The organism is Chromobacterium sp. CCUG 76385, from assembly GCF_059916625.1.
On sequence record NZ_JAUCGU010000017.1, the window covers coordinates 1 to 24,335 of the forward strand.

Consider the following 24,335-nt stretch of genomic DNA (forward strand, 5'->3'; position numbering starts at 1 on the left):
GGAAGCCGCGTTGCCCAGCCCTTGCATAGAATGACTATGCGTCGGACTGTGCGCCTTGCTTCCGGCCCAAATCGGCGAAAACGCGATCCACTCACCAAACGTCAACAGCCCCTAGGCGCGATGGCGCATTGTTGGAAATCGCGCAGCGAAAACGCCCCCAGAGTCGCATCTGGGGGCGTTTTCATATGATTTCTTTGAGTTTTTGATGGCCAATGGTTAAGCTTTCGACCTTTCCAATAATAATTATTTCGATCCGATGACCGGGCGCGAGCCTGCGCGGATCGCGCGGCGCGCATCGCCAAGGGGCTGGAAGGGCGCGCCGTGCCGGATATTGAACCGCCGCCGGCAAACCGGCGGCTTGCCATTTTTCAGGGACGAAGAATGCCACATACGCAACAGGAATTTTCAGTTCGGCTGCAGTGGGGAGTGGAAGCGGCGAGGCAGTTGAGCCGGCAGGCGGACAGTTGCGTTGTCGTCGATGTGTTGTCCTTCAGCACCTGTGTCGATGTCGCCTGTGGCAACGGCGTGGTGGTTTTGCCGTATCGGGTCAAGGACGACAGCGCGCAGGACTTCGCCGCCAGCCGGCGGGCGCAGCTGGCCGGCAAGCGCAGCCGCACGCAGCCGTCGCTGTCGCCGGCTTCCATGCAGCGGCTGGCCTTCGGCACCCGGCTGGTGTTGCCGTCGCCGAATGGCGCGGCCGTCAGCCTGGTTAGCGAGTCGGCGCGCACCATCGCCGGCAGCCTGCGCAATGCCTCGGTGGTGGCCAACTATCTGAATGATCTGGGCGGATCGGCGCTGCTGATCGCGGCGGGCGAGCGGAACCCGGATGGCAGCCTGCGTTTCGCCTACGAAGATTTCATCGGCGCCGGCGCCATCATTCACAATCTGGCCGGCACTAAGTCGCCGGAGGCGCTGGCGGCGGAAGCGGCCTTTGTGCTGGCGCGCAACGATCTGGAGCGCCAGCTGAGCCAGGGCCTGTCAGCCTGCGAGCTGGTCGAGCGCGGCTTTCCGGAGGACGTGACGCTGGCGGCGCAGCACGATGTCAGCCGTTGCGTGCCGCTGCTGCGCGACGGCGAATATCGTCCGGTCTGAGCTTCCCCTATATCATGATGGAGCCCATCCTGTTCGGGACGGGCTTCATCACCAGGAGATTTCCATGTTGCCAGCCAGAATGGTCACCACCGCTTTCGAGCTGCCGGGCTACCGGATCACCGCCAACCTTGGCGTCGTGCGCGGCATCACCGTGCGTTCGCGCTCGGTCATCGGCAATTTTTTCGGCGGCTTGCAGTCGCTGTTCGGCGGCAACATCACCATCTATACCAGTCTGTGCGAGCAGGCGCGCTCGGAAACCTACGCGCTGATGTGCGAACACGCGACGATGCTCGGCGCCAACGCCGTGATCGGCATGCGCTACGACGCCACCGACGTGATGGCCGGCCTGACCGAGGTGCTGTGCTACGGCACGGCCGTGAGGGTGGAGCCGCTGTAACGGCACAGCCGGTACAGGCGCGCGGCCTGCTCATCGCAGAGATGGATGTCCTGGCTGGAGATGCCGCGCAGCCATAGCAGTTGCCAGCCGCCGGCCGCCGCCGGCAGCAGGCCGCCGAAGCGAAAGCCGGCGTCTCGCAGCTGCGTCCGCAAGGCCAGCGTTTCCGCGCTGGCCGGCAATTTCAGATAGATCAGCTGGCCGCTGGGCAGCTTGGCGATTTCCGCCAGCCGCGCCGGCGGGCGTGTTCTCTCCCTCTCCGAAAGCCTGGCGCAGCGGCGCCAGCCAGGTTTCCCACTCCTTCGGCCACGCCAGCTTTGGCAGCGGCCGCGCTTGCAGCGGCAGGCAGCCCAACAGGATGCTTTCCGGCGCCGGACCGGCAAAAGGGGTGTCAATGTAGTCCGGCAGCAGCGCGATGTTGTGGAAGCCCAGCGCCTGGGCGACATACTGGCTGCGCGGATGCGAGCATACTTGCTTGATCGTCAGCAGCGCGACGCCGAGATCGGCGGCCGCGGCGCGCAGGTGGCGGCCCAGCAGGCTGGCGATGCCCTGGCCGCGCGCATCCGGGTGCACCACGTTCATCGCCAGTTCTGCCTGGCCCGGATAGGCCGGGTTCAGCCACAGCGCCGCGTGGCCGACCAGCCTGTCGCCTTGCATTGCCACCGCCGAGCGCCACTGGCCGCTGGCGTTGCGTTGCTGGATCTGGCTGGGCAGATAGACGTCGGCGTAGAAATAGCGGTCGTCGTAGATGGCGCGGAACAGCGCGCTGATGCCGGCGGCGTCGGCTGGCTGGTAGTCTCGGACCCAGGCGGTTTCAGGATGGCGGACGCTCATGGCTGCGCCTCCGCCAGTTGATAATCGCGGCGGTCCACCACGCGCAGCAGCTTGCCGGAGCGCGGATGGGTGCGCATCGCCTCCGGCGTGGTCTGCCGCAAGGCCAGGCTCAGCTGTTGTTTTCCGCATTGCTCGGCGATGGCCGGCTGGCTGGCGAGCAGGGCCTGGCGTAGCCGCGGCAAATCCAATGGCGCGCGCGCCGCCAGCAACAATTCCAGACAGTTGCGCCCGTCCCGGCGCGAGATTTCCAGCTGCCATCCCAGCAAGTCGAGCAGCTCGTCCAGCGTGCGGCCCAGCTCGTCCGGGAATAGCGACAGCGTGCCGACGCGGACGCGATGGCCGTTGCCGGCCCGGCCCAGCAGCGCGAATTTGCGCTGCGGACCGGGCGGCTCGCGCCAGCAGGCCAGGTCGCCGCTGGGATAGCGGATCACCGGCATCAGCCGCCGCTGCAGATTGGTCACCAGCAGCAGGCCGCGGCGGCCGGGCTCGTCTATCGCTTCTCCGCTGTCTTCGTCGATGATTTCGATGATGCTGTCGGCGTCGAACACCCGGTGTTCGCCATGGTCGCAGTCCGGGTCGGCAAAGCCGATCAGGCCGGCGTCGACGCTGGCGCAGCCTATCGAACCGATGCGGGCCTGCGGGAAAACCTGCTTCAACAGAGCGATCTGCTCGCCGAACAGGCTCTCGCCGGCATACAGCACCGTCTCGATGGCGGGCAGCGTCAGCGAGAGCTGTTCCAGATGATGGACGAGGCGCAGCAGCTGGGCCGGCACGCCGGCCAGCACATTGATGCGATGGCGGCGGATGGCGTCGATGAGCGCGTCGTGATCGACATTGCAGCTGAACGGGTATTCGAGCACCGGCACCGGCGAATGCGACAGCGCGCCATGGGTGAACAGCAGGCTGGTGTAGAGGTCGCCGGCGAAGAACAGATTGGCGACGCGGTCGCCTGGCCGCAGCTGGCGGGCGAGGCCGGCGCCGAAGGCGCGGACAAAAGCCTGCCATTCGTCGCGGCTGAATACGGACAATTTGCCGTCGCCGGTGGAGCCGCCGGTCTTGAAAACATGGCCGTCGAGCGGGGCGGCGGTCAGAGCCGGCCAGCGCGCCAAGTCCTGGGAGTCTCGCCAAAAGGCGGCGGGATCGACCGGGGGCAGGTCGGCCAAGCGCCAGCCTTGGGCGGGCAGGCCGTGGTACAGCGTGTTGTAGTGCGGAGAATGGTTGCGGGCGTGTTCGACCAGCGAGATCAGTTTCGGATTCATGATTATGTGTGTACATGCCGGCGGCAGAGCGCCGGCCGGGTTTCAGCGTCTCAGGTCCAGTACCAGCGGGGTCTTGCCGCTGTGCGGATGGCGGCGGAATTCGGCGGCTGGCGTGGCGATGATGTCCAGCTGGAGCAGCCCGCCGCTGACCACCTCATGCAGCATGGGGTCTTGCAGCAGGCGCGGGCGCAGGGTCCGCGTATCGCCGTCGGCCAGCAGCCGGATGCGGTCGCCGCCGTTGTCGGCATGGTCGACCAGCCATTGCAGCGGCAGGCCTAGCTGCTCGCTCAGCGCGGCCGGGTTGACGAAGATGGTGCCGACCCGCAGCAGCGCGCCGTGGCGCCCGGCCAGGCGGAAACGCGGCGTGGCCAGGCCGCAGGGGCAGGGGCCGGGCAGCCATTGGCCGAGGTCGCCCAGGTCGTAACGCTCCACCCGCTGCGCCTCGCGTTCGCGCGAGGTGAACACCAGGCGGCCGATTGCGCCGGGCGCGGCGGCTTTGTCGCTGTCGGTTTCCAGTATCTCCAGCCACTGGGCTGCGGCCAGCAGGTGGAATTCGCCGTCGCCGCCGTGCGCGCAGGCGTGGCCCAGCGGCCCGGCGTCGACCGAGCCATACATGGCCGAGCATATCCGCTCCACGCCGAAGCTGCCGATATAGGCGCGCTGGCCGTCGCTGATGTGTTCACCGCCGCAGAACACCTTGCGCACGCCGCCGTAACGGCGCAGCACTGCGCTTTCGCATTCGAACAGCCTGTGCACGGTGCCGGGCATGCCGATCAGGGTGTTGATCTTCTGCTCGACGATGAAGTGGGCGATTTCGCTGAAGTCGTCGTCGGACGGGCCGCCCATTGGGTACTGGGGCACGCCCAGGTAATCCAATATCGTGAAGAAGCTCAGCATGCCGCCATACATCTTGCCGCCATACAGCAGGTTCATCGCGCGGTCGGTGGCCGGGTCCAGGCCGGCGGCCAGCATGCCGTCGGCGGCGGCGCGCATATGGTGGTGGTAGTCGCGGTAGCTGACGCCGGCCAGCTTGGGCGCGCCGCTGCTACCGCCGCTGCGGAAGAATAGTTGGGCCTTGTCGTTGGGCGGCTGCCTCTGGAAGTCGGCCTTGTCCATGATCGGCAGCCGGGCCAGACCTTCCGGCTCGGCCGGCGGCTCGTCCAGCATGGCGTGGCCGGGCAGCGCGGCATCGTCCAGGCTGACCGACACCCGGCGCGATAGCCGCTGCAGCGCGTAGACGCCGTCGTGCGGCTCGCCGTGGTAGCCGTCGTGCATGCGGCCGGCCGGGGCAACGCGGCTGACGCCGGCCGCCAGCAGCATGCGGCTCAGCTCCGGCAAGCGCGCGGGCGGCGCGATCAGGCCGCAGCTTTGCAGATGGGTGCGCCAGGGGCGCAGGATGCGGGCCAGCGCGGCGCGCGGGGCCGGCCTCAGCTCCACGCTGCGGAACAGAGGCGACGGTGCCAGTGCCTGATCCATATTCCAGGCCAGCCGCCAGCCTTCGCCTGTCAGCAACTGCCCCTGACTATCGGCAAAGGCCTGGTCCAGGCGGTGAAAAGCCATGCGGGTGCTGATCTCGGCCGCTTCCTGCAAGTCCGGCGCCAAGGCCGGCCACAACGGCGCGCGACGCTGCAGCGCGGCGGAGAGCCGGCTCGCCATGTCGCGGATCACGGCCGGATCGTCGCTGTCCACCAGCAGCGCTTGCGGGCTGGAACAAGCTTGCTGGTCGTAGCGGCAGACATCGTCGGCCAGCGCGTCCAGCTGCTCGTCGCTGGCGGCGGCGGGATCGAGATAGGCGAAGCTGATGCGGTGCCCCCAGTCTATCCAGCGGCAGCCGGGCGGCAGCTGGGCGCGGATGGCCGACAGCGCGGCGTCGCCTCCCCAGGCCGATACGCCGTCCGCGTCGGCCAGCAGCTGCCAGAGTTCGGTGTTCGCTGCCGGCAGCACGGCGATATGTTCGGCCAAGCGGCCGCTGGCGTCGTGATGCAGCAGCTCGGCCAGCAAGCGCGCGCTGAGCCCTTGATCGCTGCTGCTGGGGCGCAGCCAGTTGACATTGCCGGCCAGCAAGCCTTCCAGCGCCGCCAGGAAGGGCAGCAGCGCGGCGTTGGCGGGCGTGACGTGCAGCACCAGGCCCAGCGGCCGCCAGGCTTCGAAGCGGGGCTCGCGGTAGTCGCGGCGGCGCAGGGAAAATGGCCGCTCGCCGAGTTCCCGCTCCCGTTTGGCTTGCAGCGCCTCGCGGCGGCAAAGGGCGGCCAGTTGCGTGCGCGAGGCCGCATCCAGCAAGGGGTGGTGCTCGGCCGCGATGAGGGCCAGCGCGAAGCGTTCGGCGCAGGACAGCACCGTCTCCGCGTCCAGCGGCGCGGCCAGGGTATCGGCAAGGCGGGGGCGCAGCGCGTCCAGCGCGGCATCGAGCGTGAGGTCGCTGCGCAATTCTCCATGGATCAGATACATATCAGGACTCCTTGATCAGTTCAGACGCGGCCATGGCGCAGCTGCGGCTCTTGCTGGTGCCGGCGCGGCCCAATAGTTCGAACCAGTCGGTGGCCAGCCCGCAGCCGCAGCGCTCGGCCGGCTGCAGCACGGCCAGATCGCTCAGCAGCATGCTGTGCGCCGGGCTGGAGGTGATGTAGGGCGAAGCCAGGTGCAGGAAGCCGGGCTGGCCGTAAGGCAGGCGGGCCAGGGTGGCGGTGTCGCGGATCCAGGCGCGCGCCCAGCTGGGCACGTGCAGGCGGTGGCGCGGGCATTCGTTATAAGGCACCGGGTGTTCGACCGAACCGTAGCCGTCGCGGCAGCGTTCGTCGGGCAGGCTCAGTTGCTCGCCCAGCCGGCGGTACAGTTCGGTCTTCGGTATCGCCTGGTCGGCATGGGTTTTCCAGCCGCCGCCGAGCAGAACCAGCGATTCCGGATGCAGGGCCAGCGGCGGCAGACCCATGTCGCGCATCCGCTGCAGGGTGAACCACAGGAAGGCGGGAAAGCCGAGGATGCGCACCGGCAGGCCTTCCTCGGCGAACTCCTGCAGCGCGCGTATGGCGCCGAAAGGGTCGAACTCACTGCTCTTGCCGTTGTGGCGCAGCGCATAGACGGCGCGGTTGATCGGCGCGTACTTGCACAGGAACTGGTCGGTGTAGGCGGTGCCCAGGGTGATGGCGCCGGCCGGCTCGTAGCTGAGCAGCAGGTAGTTGCAGCGCTGCTCCGGGGTGTTCCAGCCGTAGTGGTCGAAAATGCGGTCGACCATGCGCTGGGCGGCGCGGATGCTGCGTTCGTCGTAACGCATGCGGCTTTTCTGGCCGGTGGTGCCGGACGAGGTCAGCTCCAGGGCGTTCTCGCCGGTTTTGCTCAGCAGCAGCCTGCGCTTGAAGTAGTTGGCGAAGATAGGCGGCAATTCTGACCAGTCGGTCAGGCTGGCCAGCCGCTGCGGCGTGAAGCCGTTCTGTTCCAGCCAGCGGCGATAGCCGGGGCTGTGCTCGCAGTGGTAGTCGACCAGTTCGCGCATCGCGGCGTCGAACAGACGGTCGCATTCGGCGTCGGCGCGGTAGGGGTGTTCCAACGCGCACAAGGCCTCGACATGGGGGAGTGTGATCATGACGGTTCCCGTGATGAAGAAATCGGAAGTCAGGCGGAGACGGGTTCGAGCTGCGGGCGGCGCAGCAACAGCCACAAGGGCGGCAAGGCCAGCAGCGAGGCCAAGCTGACGCCGGCGGCGAAGCGGGCCGGGCTGTCGCCGGCGTCCAGCAGGGCGAGCATGGCGCTGCCGCCGCCCAGCATGGCGGTGGACAACATGCCCAGCATCGCGGCGACGCTGCCCTTGGCGTTGTCGCTGCAATACAGCGTCAGCCGATACAGGGTGGCGTTGCCCAGGCCCAGGCCGAAGGCGTAGACGCTGAAGCACGCGACCAAGGCCGGCAGCGACGGCGATAGCGGGGCGGCGAGTCCGGTCAGCAGCAGGCCGCCGGCCATCGGCCACAGCGCCAGCCGCAGCAGGCGGCTCAGCTCCAGCCTGCCGGCCAGCCGGTTCAAGAGCAGATTGCCGGCTATCATCGCGGCGAACACCGGCAGCTGCCACAGGCCGTATTGCAGGCTGCTGTAGCCGAGGCTGCGGATCAGCAGCAGCGGCGACAGGCCGATCCAGGCGATCAGCGGCATGGTCAAGATGCCCAGCGCCAGGCTGCCGCAGACGAAGTCGCGGTGTTTGAGCAGCGCCAGGTAATTGGCCAGCGCCACGGCCAGGCGCAGCGGCACCGGCTGTTGCGCCGGGCCGTCGCGCCGCGGCGCGCCCAGCGTTTCCGGCATCCAGCGCCACAAGCCCAGCGTCACCAGCACGGTGGCGGCGCCCAGCGCGGCGAACAGCTGGCGCCAGGACAGAACTTCCAGCAGCAGGCTGCCCAGCAAAGGGCCGGCCAGCGGCGACAGCAAGGCGATATTGGCCAGCAAGGCCATCAGCCGCACCGCGTCGCGTTCGTTGAAGATCTCCTGCAGCGTGGGATAGCTGACCACCACGATGAAGCCCAGCGCGATGCCCTGGACGAAGCGCAGCAGATTGAAGCCGGCGATGTGCTGGCTGCCGGCGGCCGCGAGGCAGGCGAGGGCGAAGATCAGCGTGCCGGCCAATAGCGTCGGGCGGCGGCCGAAACGGTCGGACAGCGGGCCGATCAGCCACTGGAAGGCGATGCCGCCCAGCAGAAAGGCGTTCAGCGCAGTGGGGACGTTATGGCTGGCGGCGGAGAGATCGCGGGTGACCTGCAGCATGGCGGGCATCACCATGTCGCTGGCCAGATAGGTCAATAGCTCAAAGGCGGTAAGCAGCAGGCAGAACAGCAAGGCCTGGCGACGGGGAAGGTACAGCAGCGGACGGAATGATTCTTCGGACATGGTTGTTGCGGTTTCTGCATCGATGACATTAGGATTGCTTGGCCGCGGCGGGATCTGCGCGGCGGGGCAAAGATATGCCATATGAGCAGATAAAAACCTGTCCTTAAGTATTGAACTTATTTGTTTGTTCTATTGTTTGTCACATTTACGAAAAATAAGGTCGAAAGACGAAAATTTATTGAAACATTTTTGTGGTTTTAACCACATGTTTGATGCAATTGCGTTATCGAACAGGGCCGCATGCGCGGAAATTCTTGAGTTGCCTTTCCACCTTTCTTCTCGAGTAGCGATGAAAAAACGAATCTTTGTCGGCCTCAGCCTGTGTGCCTTGCTGGCTGCCGGCGTGTCTTATCGCGCCTTGGCGGACAGCGACGCGCTGTGGCGCATCGTCGGCGAGCAGTGCGTGCCGGACATGCAGGCCAAGGGCCAGCCCGCGCTCTGCGCCGAGGTCAAGTTGCCACAAGGCGTGGCGGTGCTGAAGGACCGCAACGGCGCGCTGCAGTATTTGTTGATTCCCACGGAGCGGGTCAGCGGCATCGAAAGCCCGCGGCTGCTGCAGAACGACGCGCCGGCCTATTGGCGCGAGGCCTGGCAGGCGCGCCGTTTCATGGATGCCAAGCGCGGCGAGCCGCTGCCGCGGCGGGCGGTGTCGCTGGCGATCAATTCGCAATACGGACGCAGCCAGAACCAGTTGCATATCCACATCTCCTGCGTCGACCGCAAGGTGCGGCAGCAGGTGGATGATCTGGATGACAGCCTGAATACCGGCTGGCGGCAGCTGCCGGTGGAGCTGGAAGGCCATGCCTATTGGGCGCGCCGCGTCGATGCCGACGCCAATGGCGACCCGGCGGCCGATCCGTTCCACCTGCTGGCCGACGGACTGCCGGAGGCGCGCAAGGAGATGGGCCGTTACGGCCTGGCCTTGCTGCCGGCGGATTTCTCGGATGGTCCGGGCTTTGTGCTGCTGGCGACGCGCGCCGACGCGTTGGCGATCAATCCCGCTTCGGCCGAGGAGCTGCAGGATCACGATTGCAAGGTTCTGCAGCCGTGAGCGCGAGCAAGGCTTGTCCCATGCTGCTGCAAAGCGGCAAGTTGTCATACCATCCGCCGCGCCTGAGGGCAGCGGCCCGCTGTATCATCGAGCTTTTGCCAAGGCGCGGCGCAGGCTGACGGATGTTCCGCCGGCAGCGGCGCCCGGCGGCGGAGACAGAATATGAAGCAAAGTCTGGCGCTGGTGTCGCTGGTGGTGGCCGATTACGACGAGGCCATTGATTTCTTTGTCGGCAAGCTGGGTTTCGCGCTGAGCGAGGACAGTTACCAGGCCGAACAGGACAAGCGCTGGGTGGTGGTGACGCCGCCCGGCTCGGCGGCCAGCCTGCTATTGGCCAAGGCCAGCAACGACGCGCAGCGCGCCGCCATCGGCAATCAGGCCGGCGGCCGGGTGTGGTTATTCCTGAATACCGACGATTTCTGGCGCGATTACGAACGCTACCGCGCGGCGGGCGTGGAGTTCACCCGCGAGCCGATGGTGCAGGACTACGGCACGGTGGCGGTGTTCCGCGACTTGTGCGGCAATCAGTGGGATTTGATTCAGCGTAAGGGCTGAGCGTCGGTTAGCGATTCTTGGCACCGCATTTGCGCTTGTTGTTGCGGAGACATGATGTTTTCGATGTGCCCCGGTCCCTTTAAGCCTGCCGCTGGGTGGCAGGCCCGAGGTTTTAAGCGGCTGCTTGTTTGAGCCCCGCGACGTTAGCGCGCATCGCTGAGCGAATCTCTACGTGCGAGGCTTCGCCTCGCCCCGTGAGAGATTCGGACGCAGAGAGTTCAGCCGCGCCTCGGGCCTGACGGGGCCCGACGGGGAGCCGAAGGCCAGGCTTGCAGGGTGGCCGGGATAGCCGGACAGGTTGTGCCACTCAACACATATCCCCTCCCTGTCTGCCGGGCAGCCCCGGCAATGGAAATCATCATCCGCGTAGCGGATGCAAAACCGTGTGTTTTTGTAAGCAGCTGACGCCTGCTTACTTCTTAGCCTTGGCCAGATCGGTCAGCACCCGCGACGCGGCGAACAGGCCGAAGCTGGCCGTCACCACCATGCCGGCGCCGAAGCCGGCGCAGGACAAGCCTTGAGGCCCGCGCGCCTCTCCGGCGTCACAGGCCTGCGCTTGCGGATAGACCAGTTGCTCGGTGGAATAGACGCAGGGCACGCCCATTTTCTTGCCGTCGCGGGCGAAGCCGTGATGACGGCGCAGGTTGTAGCGCAGCTTCGATAGCAGCGGGTCCTGCGTCACCTCGGACAGGTCGGCCAGCTTGATCTGGCTCGGGTCCATCTGTCCGCCGGCGCCGCCGGACACGATGAAGCGCTGGCGCTTCCTGGCGCACCAGGCTGCCATCGCCGTCTTCACTTTCAGGCCGTCGATGCAGTCGACGATGTAGTCGTAGCCCTGGCCCAGCAGCTCGTCCATATTGTCTTCGGTGACGAAGTCTTCTATCTCCACCACCTCGCAGGCCGGGTTGATGGCTTTGATCCGCTCGGCCAGGGCCGTCACCTTGGCCATGCCGTACAGCGGGTCCAGCGCCGGCAGCTGGCGGTTGGTGTTCGATTCCGCCACATTGTCCAGGTCGATCAGCGTCAGCTTGCCGATGGCGCTGCGCGCCAGCGCCTCGACGGCCCAGGAGCCGACGCCGCCGACGCCCACCACGCAGACATGGGCGCGGCGAAAGCGCGCCAGCGCGTTGTCGCCGTAGAGGCGGGCAATGCCGCCGAAGCGGCGGTCAAGATCGGCAGAGTGGTCCATCGGGTATTACCTGGCTTGCGAAAAAACGGCCAAGGATAACCAAGCCGCCGTCGCAGTGCCAGTTCGCGTGCGGTTTTGCCGCCGCGTTGTGGCGTTTCTGGCTGGCGTGAAGATTTTTTTACAATCCAACTGCTTGATTGATTGGAACCTTTTTTGATCGGCCGTATCTTGTCTATTACGTGCCCGGCTTTTCCGGGCATGTGTTGCGGGACCGGCACGAATGGCTTGCGGCGATTCCTCTGCCGGCCAACTCTCAGTACTAGGGAGATTCCGATGAAGCAGCAAAGATTCGATATCGATTTGGACAAGCATTACAACGCCACGGTGGTGATCGCCTGCGAGGAGTGCGGGCGTGAAACCCGGATGCACCTGAAGTCCCTGCTACCCGACCATGCCTTGCGCTGCCGCTGCGGCGCCGACATCAGCATGGGCGCTCCCGAAATCCAGAAAGCTGAACGCCAGGCTGACGCCATTCGACAATCGTATCGCATTCACTAGGCAAGATTTGCTGACAATCCGTTGACGCCCGCGCCGGCCTTGGGCCGGCTCCAACAGGTTCCTTGCCTGTAGCGCGCAAGCGCAACCGAATACGGCGGCCCCAGCGGCCGCCGTCGGCTTTTATTGCGCCAGCTGCGCGTCGTAGTCGCGGAAGCCGTCCTCCACTGCCGGGATGATGTCCACGAATTCGAAGTACGGCTCGGTCATCAGCGGGCTGTCGCGCAGCGCGTCGATCAGAAAATAGAACGCCTTGACCGATTCGGCTTCGAACATGGCGACGTCGCTGCAACGCGAGGTAAAGGCTTCCGCGTCGAACCAGCGCATCTTGACGCCGGGGTAGCGCGCATAAATCGGCTGCAGCGTTTCCTGCTCGAAGCGGCGGCGTTCCGGCCGGCTCAGCCGCAGCCAGTTGGGGTGGACGCGCATCAACGCGAAGAAAGTCATGGGTTGCGACATGGTGGTTCTCCATAGCGGGATAGGGAAGGGCGGGCCGGCGCCGCTCTGCATAAAATGTAAGCTGGCTTGCGATGGGCGAAAACTCGTGTTTAGCTAGCTTGATGCACGACATCCCGCAACCGCGCAAAGCGCCGCTCCAGGCCCGTTCCCGCCAGGCCGTGGCCGCCATTCTGGAGGCGGCGGCTCGCATTCTGGCGAGCGAGGGCTATGCCGCGTTCAACACCAACCGCGTGGCGGAGCTGGCCGGCGTCGGCATCGGCTCGCTATACCAGTACTTTCCCAACAAGCAGGCGCTGGTGGCGGCGCTGCATCGCCGCCATGGCGAAGAGACGCTGGCCGCGCTGGATGCCGCCTTGGCGGCGAGCGACGGCCGTCCGCCGCGGGAGCAACTGGCGGCGATGGTGGCCGCGGTGCTGGACCTGCATCGGCGCGAGCTGGGCCTGCACCGGGTGCTGGAGCGCGAATGGCCTGCATTTGACGAGCCGCCCGCCAGCAATCCGCAGGACGCGGCGTTATTGCAGCGCGTGGCCGTCTGGCTGCAGGCATGCGGCCTGGAGGCCGGCCGCGCAGAGGTGCTGCTGCGCATGGCGGATAGCCTGGTCCATGGCCTGCTGCTGGATGCCGGCGCGCCGCCGGCCGGGCTGGAACAACTGATTACCGACGCGTTGGCTGGCTTTCTGGGCTTGCCGGCGCAGCAACATCCTTGAGGAGAAGCGACACATGCAGTGGATAGACCTTCGCAGCGATACCGTGACCCAACCGACGCCGGCCATGCGCCAGGCCATGTTCGACGCCCCGGTGGGGGACGACGTCTATGGCGACGACCCCACTGTGCAGAAGCTGGAGGCCTTGGCCGCCGACACGCTGGGCAAAGAGGCCGCGCTGTTCGTGCCCAGCGGCACCTTCGGCAACCAGCTGGCGCTGTACACCCATTGCCGTCGCGGCGACGAGGTGATCGCCGAGGACAATAGCCACCTGGTCTGGCATGAGGCCGGCGCGGCGGCGGTGATCGCCGGCGCCCATATGCGCACCATAGAGGGCGATCAGGGTTTGATGGCGGTGGAGGCGATAGAGCGCCGCATCCGGGTCGGCGACGACATCCACGAGCCGCGCACCGGCTTGATCTGTCTGGAAAACGCCCACAGCAACGGCCGCGTGCTGCCATTGTCGGCGATGGCCGACACCGCCGCGCTGGCCCGCGCCTACGGCGTGCCGGTGCACCTGGACGGCGCGCGCTTGTTCAATGCGGCGGCGCATCTGGGCTGCGAGGCGCGCGAAATCGCACGCCATGCGGACAGCGTGATGTTCTGCCTGTCCAAGGGCCTGGCCGCGCCGGTCGGTTCGATACTGGCTGGCCGCGCCGACTTCATCGCCCAGGCGCGCCGCAAGCGCAAGCTGCTGGGCGGCGGCCTGCGCCAGGCCGGCGTGATCGCCGCGCCCGGCATCGTGGCCTTGACCGAGATGGCGGCCCGGCTGGATGAAGACCACCAGAACGCCCGCTATCTGGCCGAAGGCTTGGCCAAGCTGCCGTGCATCGATCTGGATCCAGCCGACGTCCACATCAACCTGGTTTGGTTCCGCTTCAATGCCGAAATCGATGCCAGTGAACTGATGTCGGCGTTGAAGCAGGCCGGCTTCCTGGCCAATCCGCCGCACCAGGGCGCGATGCGGCTGGTCACCCACTGGCAGGTCAGCCGGGCCGACATCGACCGCCTGCTGGAGGTGATGCAGCGCGTGCTCAGCGACTGAGCGGCGCCGCAGCGGCTATAACCATGAGGTGGAAACCGATGGGAGCATGGCCGCATGCGCTTGATTGCAGCTGCGCTGCTGGCGGCGCTGAGCCACTTGGGGCCGGCCGCCGCCGCCGGCCTGGACCAGGTGCGCATCTACACCGACGACGATCCGCCGTATGTGATGGTCAGCCCGGACGGGCAAGTGATGGGCGGCACCACGGTGGAGAAGGTGACGCGGGTGATGCGCAAGGCGGGGGTGCCGCTCAGCGCCTTGCAGGCTGCGCCGTGGGCGCGCGCCTACCAGGAGGCCAAAAACCATCCGTATGCGATGGTGTTCCCCATCGCCAAGACGCGCGAGCGCATGCAGTTCTTCGACTTCACCTTCAAGATCCTCGATAGCGACGTTTATTTTTATCATCTGGCCGCGCGCGGCGACATCCAGGTGCATGCCTTTGAGGATGCCCGCAAGTACAGCGTGTGCGTGGTGCTGAATGATTACCGGCATGAGTATCTGGAGAGCGAGGGTTTTCTGCGGCTGGAAGTCTCGCCCGACTCCACGCTCAACGCCAAGAAGTTCGTCAACGGCCGCTGCGACCTGCTGCCGTCCACCGAGACCGGCCTGGCCAGCAAGTTGAAGGCCTTGGGCCTGCCGCGCGAGCGGGCGGTGCGCGGCATCAAGCTGGACAAGCTGGACAGCGCGCTGTACGCCGCCTTCAACAAGGACACCCCGCCCGAGGTGATCGCCCGGTTCAAGGCGGCCGCGGCCGAGGTGCCGTAAGTCGCGGAAAGGATGCGCCATGCGAGGTGCCGCCATATTGCTGTGTTGCCTGCTGTCTTCGCCTGCTTGGGCCGAGCGGATGATTGAATTGCCTACCCGGCCCGGCGTTGCTTTGCGCTTCCTGCTGTTGGAGCCGCCGGGGCCGGCGCGCGCCAATCTGATTCTGTTCATGGGAGGCGAGGGGCTGCTCAAGCTGTCCGCCACGGGCGAGCTGGGCGCGGGCCGCGGCAACTTCCTGGTCCGCACCCGCCAGGGATGGGCCGATATGGGTTTCAGGGTGGCGGTCGTCGACGCGCCGTCCGACATGCCGCGCGGCCTGCTCGGCGACTTTCGCGAAAGTCCAGAACATGCGACCGACATCGCCGCCGTGGTCGATTACCTGCGCCAGGGCGCGGCGCTGCCGGTCTGGCTGGCCGGCACCAGCCGCGGCACCACCTCGGCCGCATCGGTCGCGCTGCTGCGGCCGGACAAGGCGGATGGCCTGCTGCTGACCTCCAGCATAGACGCCGGCCGCGGCAGTCTGGCCCAGCTGCCGCTGGAGCGGCTGAGCATCCCGGTGCTGCTGATCCAGCACCGCCGCGACGACTGCCGCGCCAGCCATGCCTACAACCTGGGGCCGGTGATAGAACGGCTGCGCGCCGACGCGCCCAGGGAACTGATGCTGCTGGACGGCGGCAAGAACGAGGGCGACCCGTGCCAGCCGTGGGCCTGGCACGGCTACAACGGCATCGAGCACCGGGTGCTGGGGCTGGCCGGCGCCTGGATGCTGGCGCATGGCAGGCCGTGATTTGGCAGCCCGGTCCGCAGATGCTACCCTCGCCGCCATTCACAGATTCTAGATGCCCATCGCCATGAACCCGTCCCACGATCTCCACGCCTGGCTGGAAAGCCTGGACTCCGACCGCGCCGCCGCCTGGGTGGCGGAGCAGAACGCCCGCACCGAAGGCGTGCTGGACGCCGATCCGCGCTTCGCCGGACTGAAGGCAGACATCCTGGCCCATCTGCGCGACACGCGGCAGATTCCGTATTTTTCCGAGCATGCCGGCTGGCTGTACAACTTCCATCAGGACGAGGCGCATCCGCGCGGCATCTACCGCAGAACCACCTTGGACGCCTACCGCGCCGGCAGCCAGGACTGGCAGACGGTGCTGGACATCGACGCGCTGGCCGACGCCGACGAGCGCGACTGGTATCTGGATGGGGTGTCCCATTGCACGGTGCGGCCGGAGCGGGCGCTGGTGCACCTGAGCGACGGCGGCGGCGACGCCACCGTGGCGCGCGAGTACGACGTAGAAGCGCGGCGCTGGGTCGAGCAGGGCTTCAGCTTTCCGGAAGGCAAGAACCATATCGCCTGGCGCGATCCCGACAGCGCCTTCGTCTGCCCCGGCTGGAAGGGCGCGCCCTTGACCCGTGCCGGCTATCCGCGCGAGGTGTGGCTGGTGACGCGCGGCGAAGACGGCCAGCATGGCTGGACCCAACTGTTCGCCGCGCCGGAGGACGCCATGATGACGGCGGCCTGGCGCTTTCTCGACAGCGACGGCAGCGCCGTCGACCTGATCGAGGCCTCCGACGGCTTCTACCGCAAGACGTATCACCTGCTGGACGGCGGCCTGGAAACCCACGCGCTGCCCTTGCCGGCCAAGGCCGAGATCGAGGCCTATATCGGCGGCGACTTCATCGTCAAGCTGGCCGAAGACTGGCGCTGGCGCGGCCAGACCTACCTTAGCGGCAGCCTGTTGGCGGTCAGCCTGGCGGACCTGTTTGGCGATGGCCCGGCTCCGCAATTGCTGCAGGCGCCCGAGCCGCGGCTGGCGGTGGCGATGGTGGAAACCACGCGCAGCCGCTTGCTGGTCAACCTGCTGGACAACGTCAAGAGCCGCATGCTGTGCTTCGCCAAGCAGGATGGCCTGTGGCAGGCGCAAGCCCTGGAGCTGCCCGCCGACGGCGTGATCGAAATCGCCGACCAGCCGTGGCAGAGCGACGTCCTTTACTACAGCTACAGCGATTTCCTGACCCCCAGCGGCCTGTACCGGCTGGATGTGGCCAGCGGCGAGCACGAATGCCTGCGCCGCCAGCCGGAGGCCTTCGATCCGGCTCCCTATGTGGCCGAGCAGTGGCAGGCCACCGCGCCGGATGGGGAGCGGATTCCGTACTTCGTGGTGCGCCGCCGCGACGCGCCGTTCGACGGCGCGACGCCGACCCTGCTGTACGGCTATGGCGGCTTCGAGGTGCCGATGCTGCCGTATTACATCGAAAACTTTGGTCCGCACTGGCTGGGCCAGGGCGGCGCTTTCGTGCTGGCCTGCATCCGCGGCGGCGGCGAGTTCGGCCCGCATTGGCACCAGGCGGCGCAGGGCGGCAAGCGCCAGGTCAGCTTCGACGACTTCATCGCGGTGGCGGAAGACCTGATCGCCCGCAAGCTGACCTCTCCGGCCAAGTTGGCGATAGAAGGCGGCAGCAACGGCGGCCTCTTGGTGGGCGCGGCCATGGCGCAGCGGCCGGAGCTGTTCCGGGCCGTGGTGTGCGAGGTGCCCTTGCTGGACATGCTGCGCTACACCCAGCTCTTGGCCGGCGCCAGCTGGATAGACGAGTACGGCGATCCGGACGACGCGGCGGAGCGGGAGGCCCTGGCCGCCTATTCGCCGTACCACAATCTGCGCGCCGACGCGCGCTATCCGCTGGCGCTGTTCACCACCAGCGCCAGCGACGACCGGGTGCACCCAGGCCACGCCCGCAAAATGGTGGCGCGGCTGCTGGAGCTGGGCCACGACGCGCTGTTCTACGAAACCGACGGCGGCGGCCACGCCGGCAATGCCGGACAGGAGGACACCGCCACCGAATTGGCGCGGGTGCTGGTGTACCTGTACCAGCGCCTGATGGACGCCTGAGCGTGGCCGCTCAGGCCCGGCCGGTCTCGCTGGCCGGCTGGCCGGCCTTGGCCGACGCGCCCAGCCAGTGGAACAGCACGAAGCCGGCGGCGACCAGCGCCAGCACCACGATGCCGAAGCGCCCCGGCTGGTGCTGCGACAGTTGTCCGATGTAGTTGGCGGTCAGCGCCGCGGAGGCGATCTGCAGCGCGCCCATCAGGCCGGAGGCGGAGCCCGCCAGGCTGGGAACGCAGGTGACCGCGCCGCTGGTGCCCAGCGGCAGCAGGAAGCCGTTGCCCAGGGTCAGGATGGATATCGCGGCGATGCAGGCGGGGAAAGAGTGCGGCAGCAGCGTCGTGGCCAGCAGCAGCGCGACGCCGCCGGCGAGGAAAATCTTGTAGCCCATGGCCAGCAGCTGGTCGCTGCTATGGCCGCGCGGCATCAGCCGCCGCGCCAGCAGGTTGCCGGCCACATAGGTGGCGGACAGGCTGATGTAGGAATAGCCGATCAGGTTACGCGGCACGCCTTGCGCCTGCAGCAGGAACGGCGACTCGGCGATGTAGGCGAAATAGACCGAATAGGCGACGCAGGGGATGATGGCGTAATGCCAGAAGCGCAGCGTGCCCAGCAAGGTGCGGTAGGCCTGGGCCACTTGACCCAGCGACAGCGGGCGGCGTCGGGCCGGCGGCAGCGTTTCCGACAACTGCGTCAGGATCAGCGCGATCAGCGCCAGGCCGAACAGCATCGAGAAGATGAAGCAGGCTTGCCAGCCCCAGGCGTTGCTGAGCTGGCCGCCGATCAGCGGCGCGATGGCCGGCGACATGCCGACGACCGGAAAAATGGTCAGAAAAACCTTGCCGGCGTCTTCCTTGCTGAACAGGTCGCCGACGATGGCGCGCCCCAGCGTGATCCCGGCGCAGGCGCCAATGGCTTGCAGCATCCGCAATAGCAGAACCTGGTGGAAGTCCTGCGCGTACGGAATGGCGATCGACGTGACGCTGAACAGCGCGATGCCGAGCAACAGCAGGCGGCGGCGGCCCAGGCTGTCGGACAGCGGACCGTAGAACAGCTGCATCAGCGCGATGCCGAACAGAAAGTTGCCAAGCATGGACTGGCCTTGGCTGGCGCTGATATGAAAGTGTTCGACGATGTTGGGCAGCGCCGGCAAAAAGATGTCGCTGGCGACGAGGCCGATCACCGACATCATGGTGATGGTCAGCAACAGCAGCCGCGGTTGCTTGGGGTGGGTGTTCGCCATATTTCCTTCCTGAATGATTTGGCGGGTGAGGGGTCGGCATCGCGGACGCGATGCCAACGCCATTGCTATTGCAATGGCAATCTTATTGTCATGGAGCCAGCATGGCGAGCGGCGTTTCCAGCCAGACGCTGTCGCGGCGCTTTGAGTCCAGCCGCATGTCGTCGAACCAACCCAGGCTTTGCCGGTGCCAGTCCTCGATGTCCGGCTGGCTGGTTTGGCCTAGGTCCGAGCTGTAGACGACATTGGGCAGTCCGCGCAGCACGGTCTGGAAGTCGTCCCAGTCCTGGTAGCCCAACAGGTAAGTCAAGGCCGTCTGCTCGATGTACAGCCAGTCCGGGCCGGCGATGGCCGTCAGGTCGGCAGCGCTCATGCCGGTCATCGGATTGGCGGGCTGGTTCAGCATCAGCCGCGGTGTGCCCAGCTGGTCGGCGGCGTCCAGCAGCCGCATCACCTCGTTGCGGGAGGCATGTCCGCTGGAAATGACCAGCGGATAGTCGCGCGCCATGGCCAGCAGCTCCCGCGTCTGCGGCAGCAGCTGGCCTTGCTCGTCGCAGATCGCCGCCGCCTCGCCGAAGGCGGCCTCGCAGAACGGATTGCTGTGGCTGCGGCTGAGGCGGCTGCGGTGGCTGGCCGCGGTCACCGTGGGCAGATGGACCAGCAGGCGGCCGCTGTGCTCGGACTGGAGCCTGCACAGCGATGCCTCCAGCGCCCGCCGGCACGGACCGCCGGCCACCGCGTTGAGCACGGTGGAGCCGAACACCGGCAGATCCAGCGCCCGGGCGGCCTCCGCGCTGGCGACGCTGTCGCCGAGGTGGTTCTTCAGCACCACGCCGCCCTGCAGCGCCTGGTAGCGCCTCCCCGTTTCGATCACCCCGTGGCGGCGGCGGAAAGCGTCCGGCGCGGCGTGATAGTGCACGTCGAGGAAGCGCAGCCGTTCGCGCCAGTAGGACTGGAATGCGCTCATGCCGGCGTCGCCTCTTCCCACGGGCGGTCGTAGCGGTAAGCGGCCCTGGCCTGCTCAAGCGGCACGCCGTCGCGCAGCGCGGCGCGGATCTTCCGCTCGGTGGCGTCGATCCGCTCCGCGCGCTGCAGCACTTCCTCCACCTGCGCGGCGGGAATGGCCAGCGCGCCGCTGCTGTCGGCGACGATCCAGTCGCCCGGTTGGACCTCGGTGGGGCCGATCTGCAGCGCGACGCGTTTCTCGCTGAGGCGGACGCGGTTCTTGCCGGAGTACATGAACACGGCGGCGCTGAACAGCGGGTAGCCCTGGCGCTGGATTTCGCCGATGTCGCGGGCGGCGCCGTGGATCAGCGTGCCGGTGATGCCTTTGCGCAAAGCCATTTCGGTCAGGATGTCGCCCCAGACGGTGCAGTCGGCGCGGCCTTGGTTGTCGACCAGGATCACCTCGCCGGCGGCAACCTCGTCGATGTAGTTGCCGGCGTTGTGGAATTCGCCTGCCTGGCGTTCGAAGGACTGGTAGCGCACGGTGAAGGCCGGACCGGCGATGGTGTGTTGCCCCGGCGCGCGGCTGACGATGCCGGGCAGCGGGCCGTACAGGCCCAGGCTGTCCATGGCGTCGGCGATGGAGGGGGTGTCCAGCGCCTGCAGGCGCTGGCGCAGCGTGTTTTGATGTTCGGTCATGCGGGTTCGCTTTCGGTATGGGAATGGGCGCCATTCAAGCTGCGCAGCAGGCTCCAGGCGAAGAATTCGCGGACGTAGTCGGCCACTTCCGCGCCGCGGTGCGGCACGTCCAGCCGGTAGCTGCTGCGCTGGCCGCCGTTGTCGATCTGGCAGCTCAGGCTCAGCACGCCCTGCCAGGGAGGCGCCAGCTCGCGGCTGGCGTCGATCCGGATCCGGACGGGGTCGGCATCGCCGGCGGCCGGTGCGGGCAGCAGTCCGCCCAGGTCCGCGCCTGCGATGCCGCTGTCCAGCAGCCAGGCGCGGCCGGCCAGCGCGCCGGCCAGCTGGGAGACGGCGCTGGCGCCATCGCGGCTGACCAGGTGCGGCCGCAGCAGCGTTTCCACCGCGTCCAGCCAGGCGGGTTCGCCGTCGTCGTCGTGGCGGATGCTTACCTCGACGTGCGGGTAACGCCACAAATAGGACACCGCGGCTTCCTGTCCCGCGTCGCGCAGACAGGCTTCGACGGCATCGGCGATGTCGGCTTCGATCACGCCGAGCAGCAGCCAGCGGCGAACCGGCGCGTCTTGCCGCGCAGGCGCCGGCGGCAGGCTGGCGTCCAGCATCGGCAGGCATTCGCGCGGCGGGCCGGGCAGCACCAGGATGCGCCGGTCTTGCCAGTCCAGCGCGAAGCCGGGGGCGGTGCCGTTGGCATTGGGCAGAATCGCCGCGCCCTCGGGGAACATCGCCTGGCGGCGGTTTTGCGGATTGACCGCCAGACCGAAGCCGGTGAGCCGCTGTTCGATATGCGCCATCGAGCCGGCGTCGAAATGCAGCGGCAGGCCCAGCGCGGCCGCGACGCCATCGCGGGTAAGATCGTCGGACGTGGGGCCTAGGCCGCCATTGACCACCACCAGGTCGGATTGGCCCAGGCACTGGTCCAGGGCCGCGCGGATGGCGGGCAGTTGGTCCGGGCTGCTTAATTGCAGGCCTACGGCGTAGCCGGCGGCGCTCAAGCGTTTGCCGATTTCGGCGGCGTTGCTGTTGACCACGCTGCCGTTGAGCAATTCGTCGCCGACGCACAGGATGCTGGCCCGCTTCAGCGCTTGCGGACGGCGCAAGGCCTGCAGTATGGCGCGCGCCATTTCGGCGGTGCCGGCGTTGCCGCCCAGGTCGTAGGTCAGGGCGCGGCCGGCGCGAATGGTTTGGCTGACGGCGGCGTCGATGCGCGCGGCGGCTTCGTCGAAGCCGAGATGGCGCAACAGCAGCGCGATGCTGAGGAACATCGCCGCCGGGTTGGCCTTGTCCTTGCCGGCCATCGCAGGCGCGCTGCCGTGCACCGGCTCGAAGTAGCAGACGCGGTTGCCGACATTGGCGCTGGGCGCGACGCCGAGGCCGCCCATCACGCCGGCGGCCAGGTCGGACAGGATGTCGCCGTACATGTTCTCGGCGACGATGACGCCGAAGCTTTCCGGCCGGCGCACCAGCCACAGCGCCACCGCGTCCACGTTCTGGATGTCGGCGCCGATGCCGGGATAGCCGGCGGCGATGGCGTGGAAGATGTCGGCGGCGAACTGGCCGCTGTCGCGCAGCACGTTCGGCTTGTCGGCGAAAGTGACGCGGTCCAGGCCGTGGTCGCGAGCGTAGTCGAAGGCATGGCGGAACAGCCGTTCCAGGCCGAAGCGCGTTTGCAGCCGCACGCTGATCGCGGCTTCGCCGGGGCCGCTGCGGTCGATGTTGGGGTGGCGCACCCAATCGCTCATCGATTCCGGAATGCCTTTGCGGTCCATGCCGGCGTAGAGACCTTCGGTGTTCTCGCGGATCACCACGCAATGGAAGGGCTTGCGGGCGCCGGTCAGGTGGCGGGCCGGCCGCACGTTGGCGAACAGCTCCAGCCGCTGGCGCAGCTGGATCACCGGCGACACGTATTTCAGCCCCTTGCCCTGCAGCTCGGGTATCAGTTCCTGCTCGGCCTCCAGCTTGCCCTTGCTGGTGATGGCGCCGAGCAGCACGGCGTCGGATTGCTCGATCTGGCGCCAGGTTTCCGCCGGCACCGGGTTGCCGCCGTTGCGCCAGCATTCCCAGCCTATGTCGCCGAAATGAAGCTCGATCGGCAGCTGCAGCAAGTCGAAGACCGGCAGCGCCGCATCGCAGACATCGCGGCCGATGCCGTCGCCGGGTAGTACCAGGATTTTCTTCATAGTGTGGATTCGTCCAGAAACGCTTCTATCAAGGCTATCGATTCAGCTTGGGCATCGCTGAGGGGGCGCATGCCGCAGTCGGGCAGGCCGACCGCGCGCTGATGCGCGCGGCGTGGCGCGGGTACGATGTTGGCGCCGCGCACCAGCCGCGAGCCTTCGCCGTAAAGCCACAGCGCGCGGCCGCCGTAAGCGGCGACTTCGGCACGGGCGTCGGCGTCGAGCAGATGGCTGAGGCCGGGAGCCAGCCGCGCCGCGGTTTCATCCGGCGCTTGTTCGGGCCGGGCCGGCATGGCGTCGCTGTGGTCGGCCAGCACGCGCCATTCCAGCATCTGCAGCGCGGCTTCGGGACTGCTGTCGCGCAGCAGCCGCAGGATGTCGCCCAGGCCCGCGCGCAGCGCGCCGTCGCAGTAGGTGGGGGCGGAGATGCCGAGAAAGCGCGGGCACGCGGACAGCGCGCCGCCCAGCAGGTATTGCACCAGTGCGCCGCCATAGGCCTAGCCGACGGCGAGTTCGACGCTGGAGTGGCGTTCGGCCAGCACCGCCGCCCAGCGGGCGGCGGCCTGCGGCAGGTCATCGCAATCGCGGGCCAGGCTCATGGTGTCGTATACGGTGACGCGGTAGCCGCGCGCCACCAGCTGCTCCGTCAGCGGCGCGCAGAACGCGCCGTTATCCCAGACAGCCATCATCGGCGCCATCACGATGGCGGCGGGGCCCGTTTCGGGTCCGAACGCCGCTGATATCGGTTGTTGTAGAGCCGCCATCCGCTCAGGCCTCGGCGTTGGCCAGCATGTCGCTGACGCGGCGGGCATTGCTGTGCAGGCGCTCGCGCTGTTCCACGTTCAGATCGAACAGGCCGAGGATCAGATCGTCCAGCGGCTGCGCTGGGCGCGCCTGGCTGTCGGTCTTTTCCAGATGATCCACCTGGTCCAGCAGCGGCGCGTAGTCGTACTGCGAGACGCCGCGTTCGCGGCGCAGGAAGCCCAGCCACAGTTCCAGCTTCAGGTTGCCGGCGCCTTTGCCCATGCCGCGCAGCGAAGAGTCGATGAAGCTGGCGCCGGCGTTCAGCGCGGCGATGCTGTTGCTCATCGCCAGGCCGACGTTGTCGTGGGCGTGGAAGCCCACTTCGCACTGGCCGACGCTGTGGATGGTGGTGACCAGACGCTCCACCCGTTCCGGGGTCATGCTGCCGTTGGAGTCGGCCAGATAGATGACGTCGGCGCCGGCTTCCACGGCCTGCTCGGCCTGGCGCGCCATCATCTTGACGCTGTGCTGGCTGATCCGGGTCAAGTTGAAGCACACGGTGTAGCCCAGCTGTTTGGCCTCGCGCACATAGTCCAGCGTCCTCGCCATGTTCTGCTGGTCGGCGCAGAAACGGAGCATGTCCACGCCGAGCGTGCGCATGTGAGCCAGATCCTGCTCGGGGATGTTCTTCGGATGCGCCATCACGCAGATGTAAGGCCGCTGGGCGACTTCACGCAGCGAGCGAATGTAAGCGTCGGGCGACAGGCCGGTTTGACCAATATTGTCTATCGGTTTGAAAGAGCCGTTGCGATAGCCGATTTCAATCCATTCCACGCCGGCTTGGTCCATCATCTGAACGTGCTGTTTGGCGTAGTTTTCGCTGAAGCTGAAAAGATTGCGGTAACCGCCGTCGCGCAGCGTGACATCGATATTGGAGATTTTCATA

At 67.1% G+C, this 24,335-nt stretch carries 24 protein-coding genes; 10 read left to right on the forward strand and 14 right to left on the reverse strand.

Features of this window, described 5'->3' with window-relative positions; translation table 11 throughout:
* Positions 1–381 precede the first annotated feature (381 nt).
* Positions 382–1,092, forward strand: coding sequence for a 2-phosphosulfolactate phosphatase (locus QUG01_RS12130; RefSeq protein ID WP_500830370.1), 711 nt, complete (start codon positions 382–384; stop codon positions 1,090–1,092).
* A 64-nt stretch (positions 1,093–1,156) separates the two neighbouring features.
* On the forward strand, positions 1,157–1,489 hold the full coding sequence (locus QUG01_RS12135) for a YbjQ family protein (protein WP_043623851.1): 333 nt from the start codon (positions 1,157–1,159) through the stop codon (positions 1,487–1,489).
* Between the two features lie 30 nt (positions 1,490–1,519).
* On the opposite strand, the gene QUG01_RS12140 is transcribed toward QUG01_RS12135, so the two are convergent.
* From QUG01_RS12140 to QUG01_RS12160, 5 genes are read right to left on the reverse strand one after another with little or no spacing between them, the layout of a single operon-like run.
* Positions 1,520–2,320 (reverse strand): GNAT family N-acetyltransferase, encoded by an 801-nt coding sequence (locus QUG01_RS12140; protein ID WP_500830371.1) that lies wholly within the window; start codon positions 2,318–2,320, stop codon positions 1,520–1,522.
* Entirely contained in the window at positions 2,317–3,579 is a 1,263-nt protein-coding gene (locus QUG01_RS12145; protein WP_500830372.1) for a phenylacetate--CoA ligase family protein, read from the reverse strand. Before QUG01_RS12145 ends, QUG01_RS12140 begins: the two co-directional genes overlap by 4 nt.
* 42 nt (positions 3,580–3,621) lie before the next feature.
* Positions 3,622–6,027: an acyl-CoA reductase gene (locus QUG01_RS12150; protein WP_500830373.1), complete on the reverse strand. Its 2,406-nt coding sequence runs from the start codon at positions 6,025–6,027 to the stop codon at positions 3,622–3,624.
* 1 nt (position 6,028) lies between these two features.
* Positions 6,029–7,159, reverse strand: a complete 1,131-nt coding sequence (locus tag QUG01_RS12155) for a LuxE/PaaK family acyltransferase (RefSeq protein WP_500830374.1) — start codon at positions 7,157–7,159, stop codon at positions 6,029–6,031.
* A gap of 29 nt (positions 7,160–7,188) precedes the next feature.
* Positions 7,189–8,445 carry an MFS transporter gene (locus QUG01_RS12160; RefSeq protein WP_500830375.1) on the reverse strand — a complete coding sequence of 419 codons (1,257 nt, stop codon included), beginning with the start codon at positions 8,443–8,445 and terminating at the stop codon, positions 7,189–7,191.
* A gap of 289 nt (positions 8,446–8,734) precedes the next feature.
* Between QUG01_RS12160 and QUG01_RS12165 the strand changes: the two genes are divergently transcribed.
* On the forward strand, positions 8,735–9,496 hold the full coding sequence (locus tag QUG01_RS12165; RefSeq protein ID WP_500830376.1) for a CDP-diacylglycerol diphosphatase: 762 nt from the start codon (positions 8,735–8,737) through the stop codon (positions 9,494–9,496).
* Between the two features lie 162 nt (positions 9,497–9,658).
* Positions 9,659–10,051, forward strand: a complete 393-nt coding sequence (locus QUG01_RS12170) for a VOC family protein (protein ID WP_500830377.1) — start codon at positions 9,659–9,661, stop codon at positions 10,049–10,051.
* Between the two features lie 412 nt (positions 10,052–10,463).
* Here the strand turns inward: QUG01_RS12170 and QUG01_RS12175 are convergent, their stop codons facing one another.
* Positions 10,464–11,240 (reverse strand): tRNA threonylcarbamoyladenosine dehydratase, encoded by a 777-nt coding sequence (locus tag QUG01_RS12175; protein ID WP_500830378.1) that lies wholly within the window; start codon positions 11,238–11,240, stop codon positions 10,464–10,466.
* 273 nt (positions 11,241–11,513) lie between these two features.
* On the opposite strand from QUG01_RS12175, the gene QUG01_RS12180 reads away from it, so the two are divergent.
* A complete protein-coding gene (locus QUG01_RS12180) occupies positions 11,514–11,738 on the forward strand; it encodes a hypothetical protein (protein WP_043623880.1) in 225 nt (74 codons plus the stop codon).
* A gap of 120 nt (positions 11,739–11,858) precedes the next feature.
* On the opposite strand, the gene QUG01_RS12185 is transcribed toward QUG01_RS12180, so the two are convergent.
* Positions 11,859–12,194: a darcynin family protein gene (locus QUG01_RS12185; RefSeq protein ID WP_500830379.1), complete on the reverse strand. Its 336-nt coding sequence runs from the start codon at positions 12,192–12,194 to the stop codon at positions 11,859–11,861.
* Positions 12,195–12,295: 101 nt separating this feature from the next.
* On the opposite strand from QUG01_RS12185, the gene QUG01_RS12190 reads away from it, so the two are divergent.
* The 5 genes from QUG01_RS12190 to QUG01_RS12210 are packed head-to-tail and all read left to right on the forward strand — an operon-like array spanning position 12,296 to position 17,593.
* Complete coding sequence (locus QUG01_RS12190; RefSeq protein WP_500830380.1) at positions 12,296–12,901, forward strand: TetR/AcrR family transcriptional regulator; 606 nt, start codon at positions 12,296–12,298, stop codon at positions 12,899–12,901.
* A gap of 13 nt (positions 12,902–12,914) precedes the next feature.
* Positions 12,915–13,943 (forward strand): low-specificity L-threonine aldolase, encoded by a 1,029-nt coding sequence (gene ltaE, locus QUG01_RS12195; protein WP_500830381.1) that lies wholly within the window; start codon positions 12,915–12,917, stop codon positions 13,941–13,943.
* Positions 13,944–13,997: 54 nt separating this feature from the next.
* On the forward strand, positions 13,998–14,705 hold the full coding sequence (locus QUG01_RS12200; RefSeq protein WP_500830382.1) for a substrate-binding periplasmic protein: 708 nt from the start codon (positions 13,998–14,000) through the stop codon (positions 14,703–14,705).
* Positions 14,706–14,724: 19 nt separating this feature from the next.
* Complete coding sequence (locus tag QUG01_RS12205; RefSeq protein WP_500830383.1) at positions 14,725–15,492, forward strand: alpha/beta hydrolase; 768 nt, start codon at positions 14,725–14,727, stop codon at positions 15,490–15,492.
* A 52-nt stretch (positions 15,493–15,544) separates the two neighbouring features.
* On the forward strand, positions 15,545–17,593 hold the full coding sequence (locus QUG01_RS12210) for a prolyl oligopeptidase family serine peptidase (protein ID WP_500830384.1): 2,049 nt from the start codon (positions 15,545–15,547) through the stop codon (positions 17,591–17,593).
* A 10-nt stretch (positions 17,594–17,603) separates the two neighbouring features.
* On the opposite strand, the gene QUG01_RS12215 is transcribed toward QUG01_RS12210, so the two are convergent.
* The 7 genes from QUG01_RS12215 to QUG01_RS12245 form a co-directional block, all read right to left on the reverse strand.
* Positions 17,604–18,830 (reverse strand): multidrug effflux MFS transporter, encoded by a 1,227-nt coding sequence (locus tag QUG01_RS12215; protein ID WP_500830385.1) that lies wholly within the window; start codon positions 18,828–18,830, stop codon positions 17,604–17,606.
* A gap of 88 nt (positions 18,831–18,918) precedes the next feature.
* Positions 18,919–19,794, reverse strand: coding sequence for a DUF6282 family protein (locus QUG01_RS12220; RefSeq protein ID WP_500830386.1), 876 nt, complete (start codon positions 19,792–19,794; stop codon positions 18,919–18,921).
* Positions 19,791–20,471 (reverse strand): RraA family protein, encoded by a 681-nt coding sequence (locus tag QUG01_RS12225; protein ID WP_500830387.1) that lies wholly within the window; start codon positions 20,469–20,471, stop codon positions 19,791–19,793. The genes QUG01_RS12220 and QUG01_RS12225 overlap by 4 nt, the downstream gene beginning before the upstream one ends.
* Positions 20,468–22,648 carry an isocitrate/isopropylmalate family dehydrogenase gene (locus QUG01_RS12230; protein ID WP_500830388.1) on the reverse strand — a complete coding sequence of 727 codons (2,181 nt, stop codon included), beginning with the start codon at positions 22,646–22,648 and terminating at the stop codon, positions 20,468–20,470. The genes QUG01_RS12225 and QUG01_RS12230 overlap by 4 nt, the downstream gene beginning before the upstream one ends.
* On the reverse strand, positions 22,645–23,124 hold the full coding sequence (locus tag QUG01_RS12235) for a hypothetical protein (RefSeq protein ID WP_500830389.1): 480 nt from the start codon (positions 23,122–23,124) through the stop codon (positions 22,645–22,647). Before QUG01_RS12235 ends, QUG01_RS12230 begins: the two co-directional genes overlap by 4 nt.
* Positions 23,125–23,142: 18 nt before the next feature.
* Entirely contained in the window at positions 23,143–23,331 is a 189-nt protein-coding gene (locus QUG01_RS12240) for a hypothetical protein (protein WP_500830390.1), read from the reverse strand.
* A gap of 82 nt (positions 23,332–23,413) precedes the next feature.
* Positions 23,414–24,334, reverse strand: a complete 921-nt coding sequence (locus QUG01_RS12245; RefSeq protein ID WP_500830391.1) for a hydroxymethylglutaryl-CoA lyase-like TIM-barrel protein — start codon at positions 24,332–24,334, stop codon at positions 23,414–23,416.
* Between the last annotated feature and the right edge of the window lies 1 nt (position 24,335).

Coding starts and splice junctions, on each gene's coding strand:
- QUG01_RS12135 (WP_043623851.1), top strand. CDS start 1,157: ATGTTGCCAGCCAGAATGGTCACCACCGCTTTCGAGCTGCCGGGCTAC.
- QUG01_RS12180 (WP_043623880.1), top strand. CDS start 11,514: ATGAAGCAGCAAAGATTCGATATCGATTTGGACAAGCATTACAACGCC.
- QUG01_RS12240 (WP_500830390.1), bottom strand. CDS start 23,331: ATGGCTGTCTGGGATAACGGCGCGTTCTGCGCGCCGCTGACGGAGCAG.
- QUG01_RS12165 (WP_500830376.1), top strand. CDS start 8,735: ATGAAAAAACGAATCTTTGTCGGCCTCAGCCTGTGTGCCTTGCTGGCT.
- QUG01_RS12190 (WP_500830380.1), top strand. CDS start 12,296: ATGCACGACATCCCGCAACCGCGCAAAGCGCCGCTCCAGGCCCGTTCC.
- QUG01_RS12170 (WP_500830377.1), top strand. CDS start 9,659: ATGAAGCAAAGTCTGGCGCTGGTGTCGCTGGTGGTGGCCGATTACGAC.
- QUG01_RS12140 (WP_500830371.1), bottom strand. CDS start 2,320: ATGAGCGTCCGCCATCCTGAAACCGCCTGGGTCCGAGACTACCAGCCA.
- QUG01_RS12245 (WP_500830391.1), bottom strand. CDS start 24,334: ATGAAAATCTCCAATATCGATGTCACGCTGCGCGACGGCGGTTACCGC.
- QUG01_RS12155 (WP_500830374.1), bottom strand. CDS start 7,159: ATGATCACACTCCCCCATGTCGAGGCCTTGTGCGCGTTGGAACACCCC.
- QUG01_RS12150 (WP_500830373.1), bottom strand. CDS start 6,027: ATGTATCTGATCCATGGAGAATTGCGCAGCGACCTCACGCTCGATGCC.
- QUG01_RS12220 (WP_500830386.1), bottom strand. CDS start 19,794: ATGAGCGCATTCCAGTCCTACTGGCGCGAACGGCTGCGCTTCCTCGAC.
- QUG01_RS12215 (WP_500830385.1), bottom strand. CDS start 18,830: ATGGCGAACACCCACCCCAAGCAACCGCGGCTGCTGTTGCTGACCATC.
- QUG01_RS12185 (WP_500830379.1), bottom strand. CDS start 12,194: ATGTCGCAACCCATGACTTTCTTCGCGTTGATGCGCGTCCACCCCAAC.
- QUG01_RS12210 (WP_500830384.1), top strand. CDS start 15,545: ATGCCCATCGCCATGAACCCGTCCCACGATCTCCACGCCTGGCTGGAA.
- QUG01_RS12145 (WP_500830372.1), bottom strand. CDS start 3,579: ATGAATCCGAAACTGATCTCGCTGGTCGAACACGCCCGCAACCATTCT.
- QUG01_RS12160 (WP_500830375.1), bottom strand. CDS start 8,445: ATGTCCGAAGAATCATTCCGTCCGCTGCTGTACCTTCCCCGTCGCCAG.
- QUG01_RS12175 (WP_500830378.1), bottom strand. CDS start 11,240: ATGGACCACTCTGCCGATCTTGACCGCCGCTTCGGCGGCATTGCCCGC.
- QUG01_RS12230 (WP_500830388.1), bottom strand. CDS start 22,648: ATGAAGAAAATCCTGGTACTACCCGGCGACGGCATCGGCCGCGATGTC.
- QUG01_RS12225 (WP_500830387.1), bottom strand. CDS start 20,471: ATGACCGAACATCAAAACACGCTGCGCCAGCGCCTGCAGGCGCTGGAC.
- QUG01_RS12130 (WP_500830370.1), top strand. CDS start 382: ATGCCACATACGCAACAGGAATTTTCAGTTCGGCTGCAGTGGGGAGTG.
- QUG01_RS12200 (WP_500830382.1), top strand. CDS start 13,998: ATGCGCTTGATTGCAGCTGCGCTGCTGGCGGCGCTGAGCCACTTGGGG.
- ltaE (WP_500830381.1), top strand. CDS start 12,915: ATGCAGTGGATAGACCTTCGCAGCGATACCGTGACCCAACCGACGCCG.
- QUG01_RS12205 (WP_500830383.1), top strand. CDS start 14,725: ATGCGAGGTGCCGCCATATTGCTGTGTTGCCTGCTGTCTTCGCCTGCT.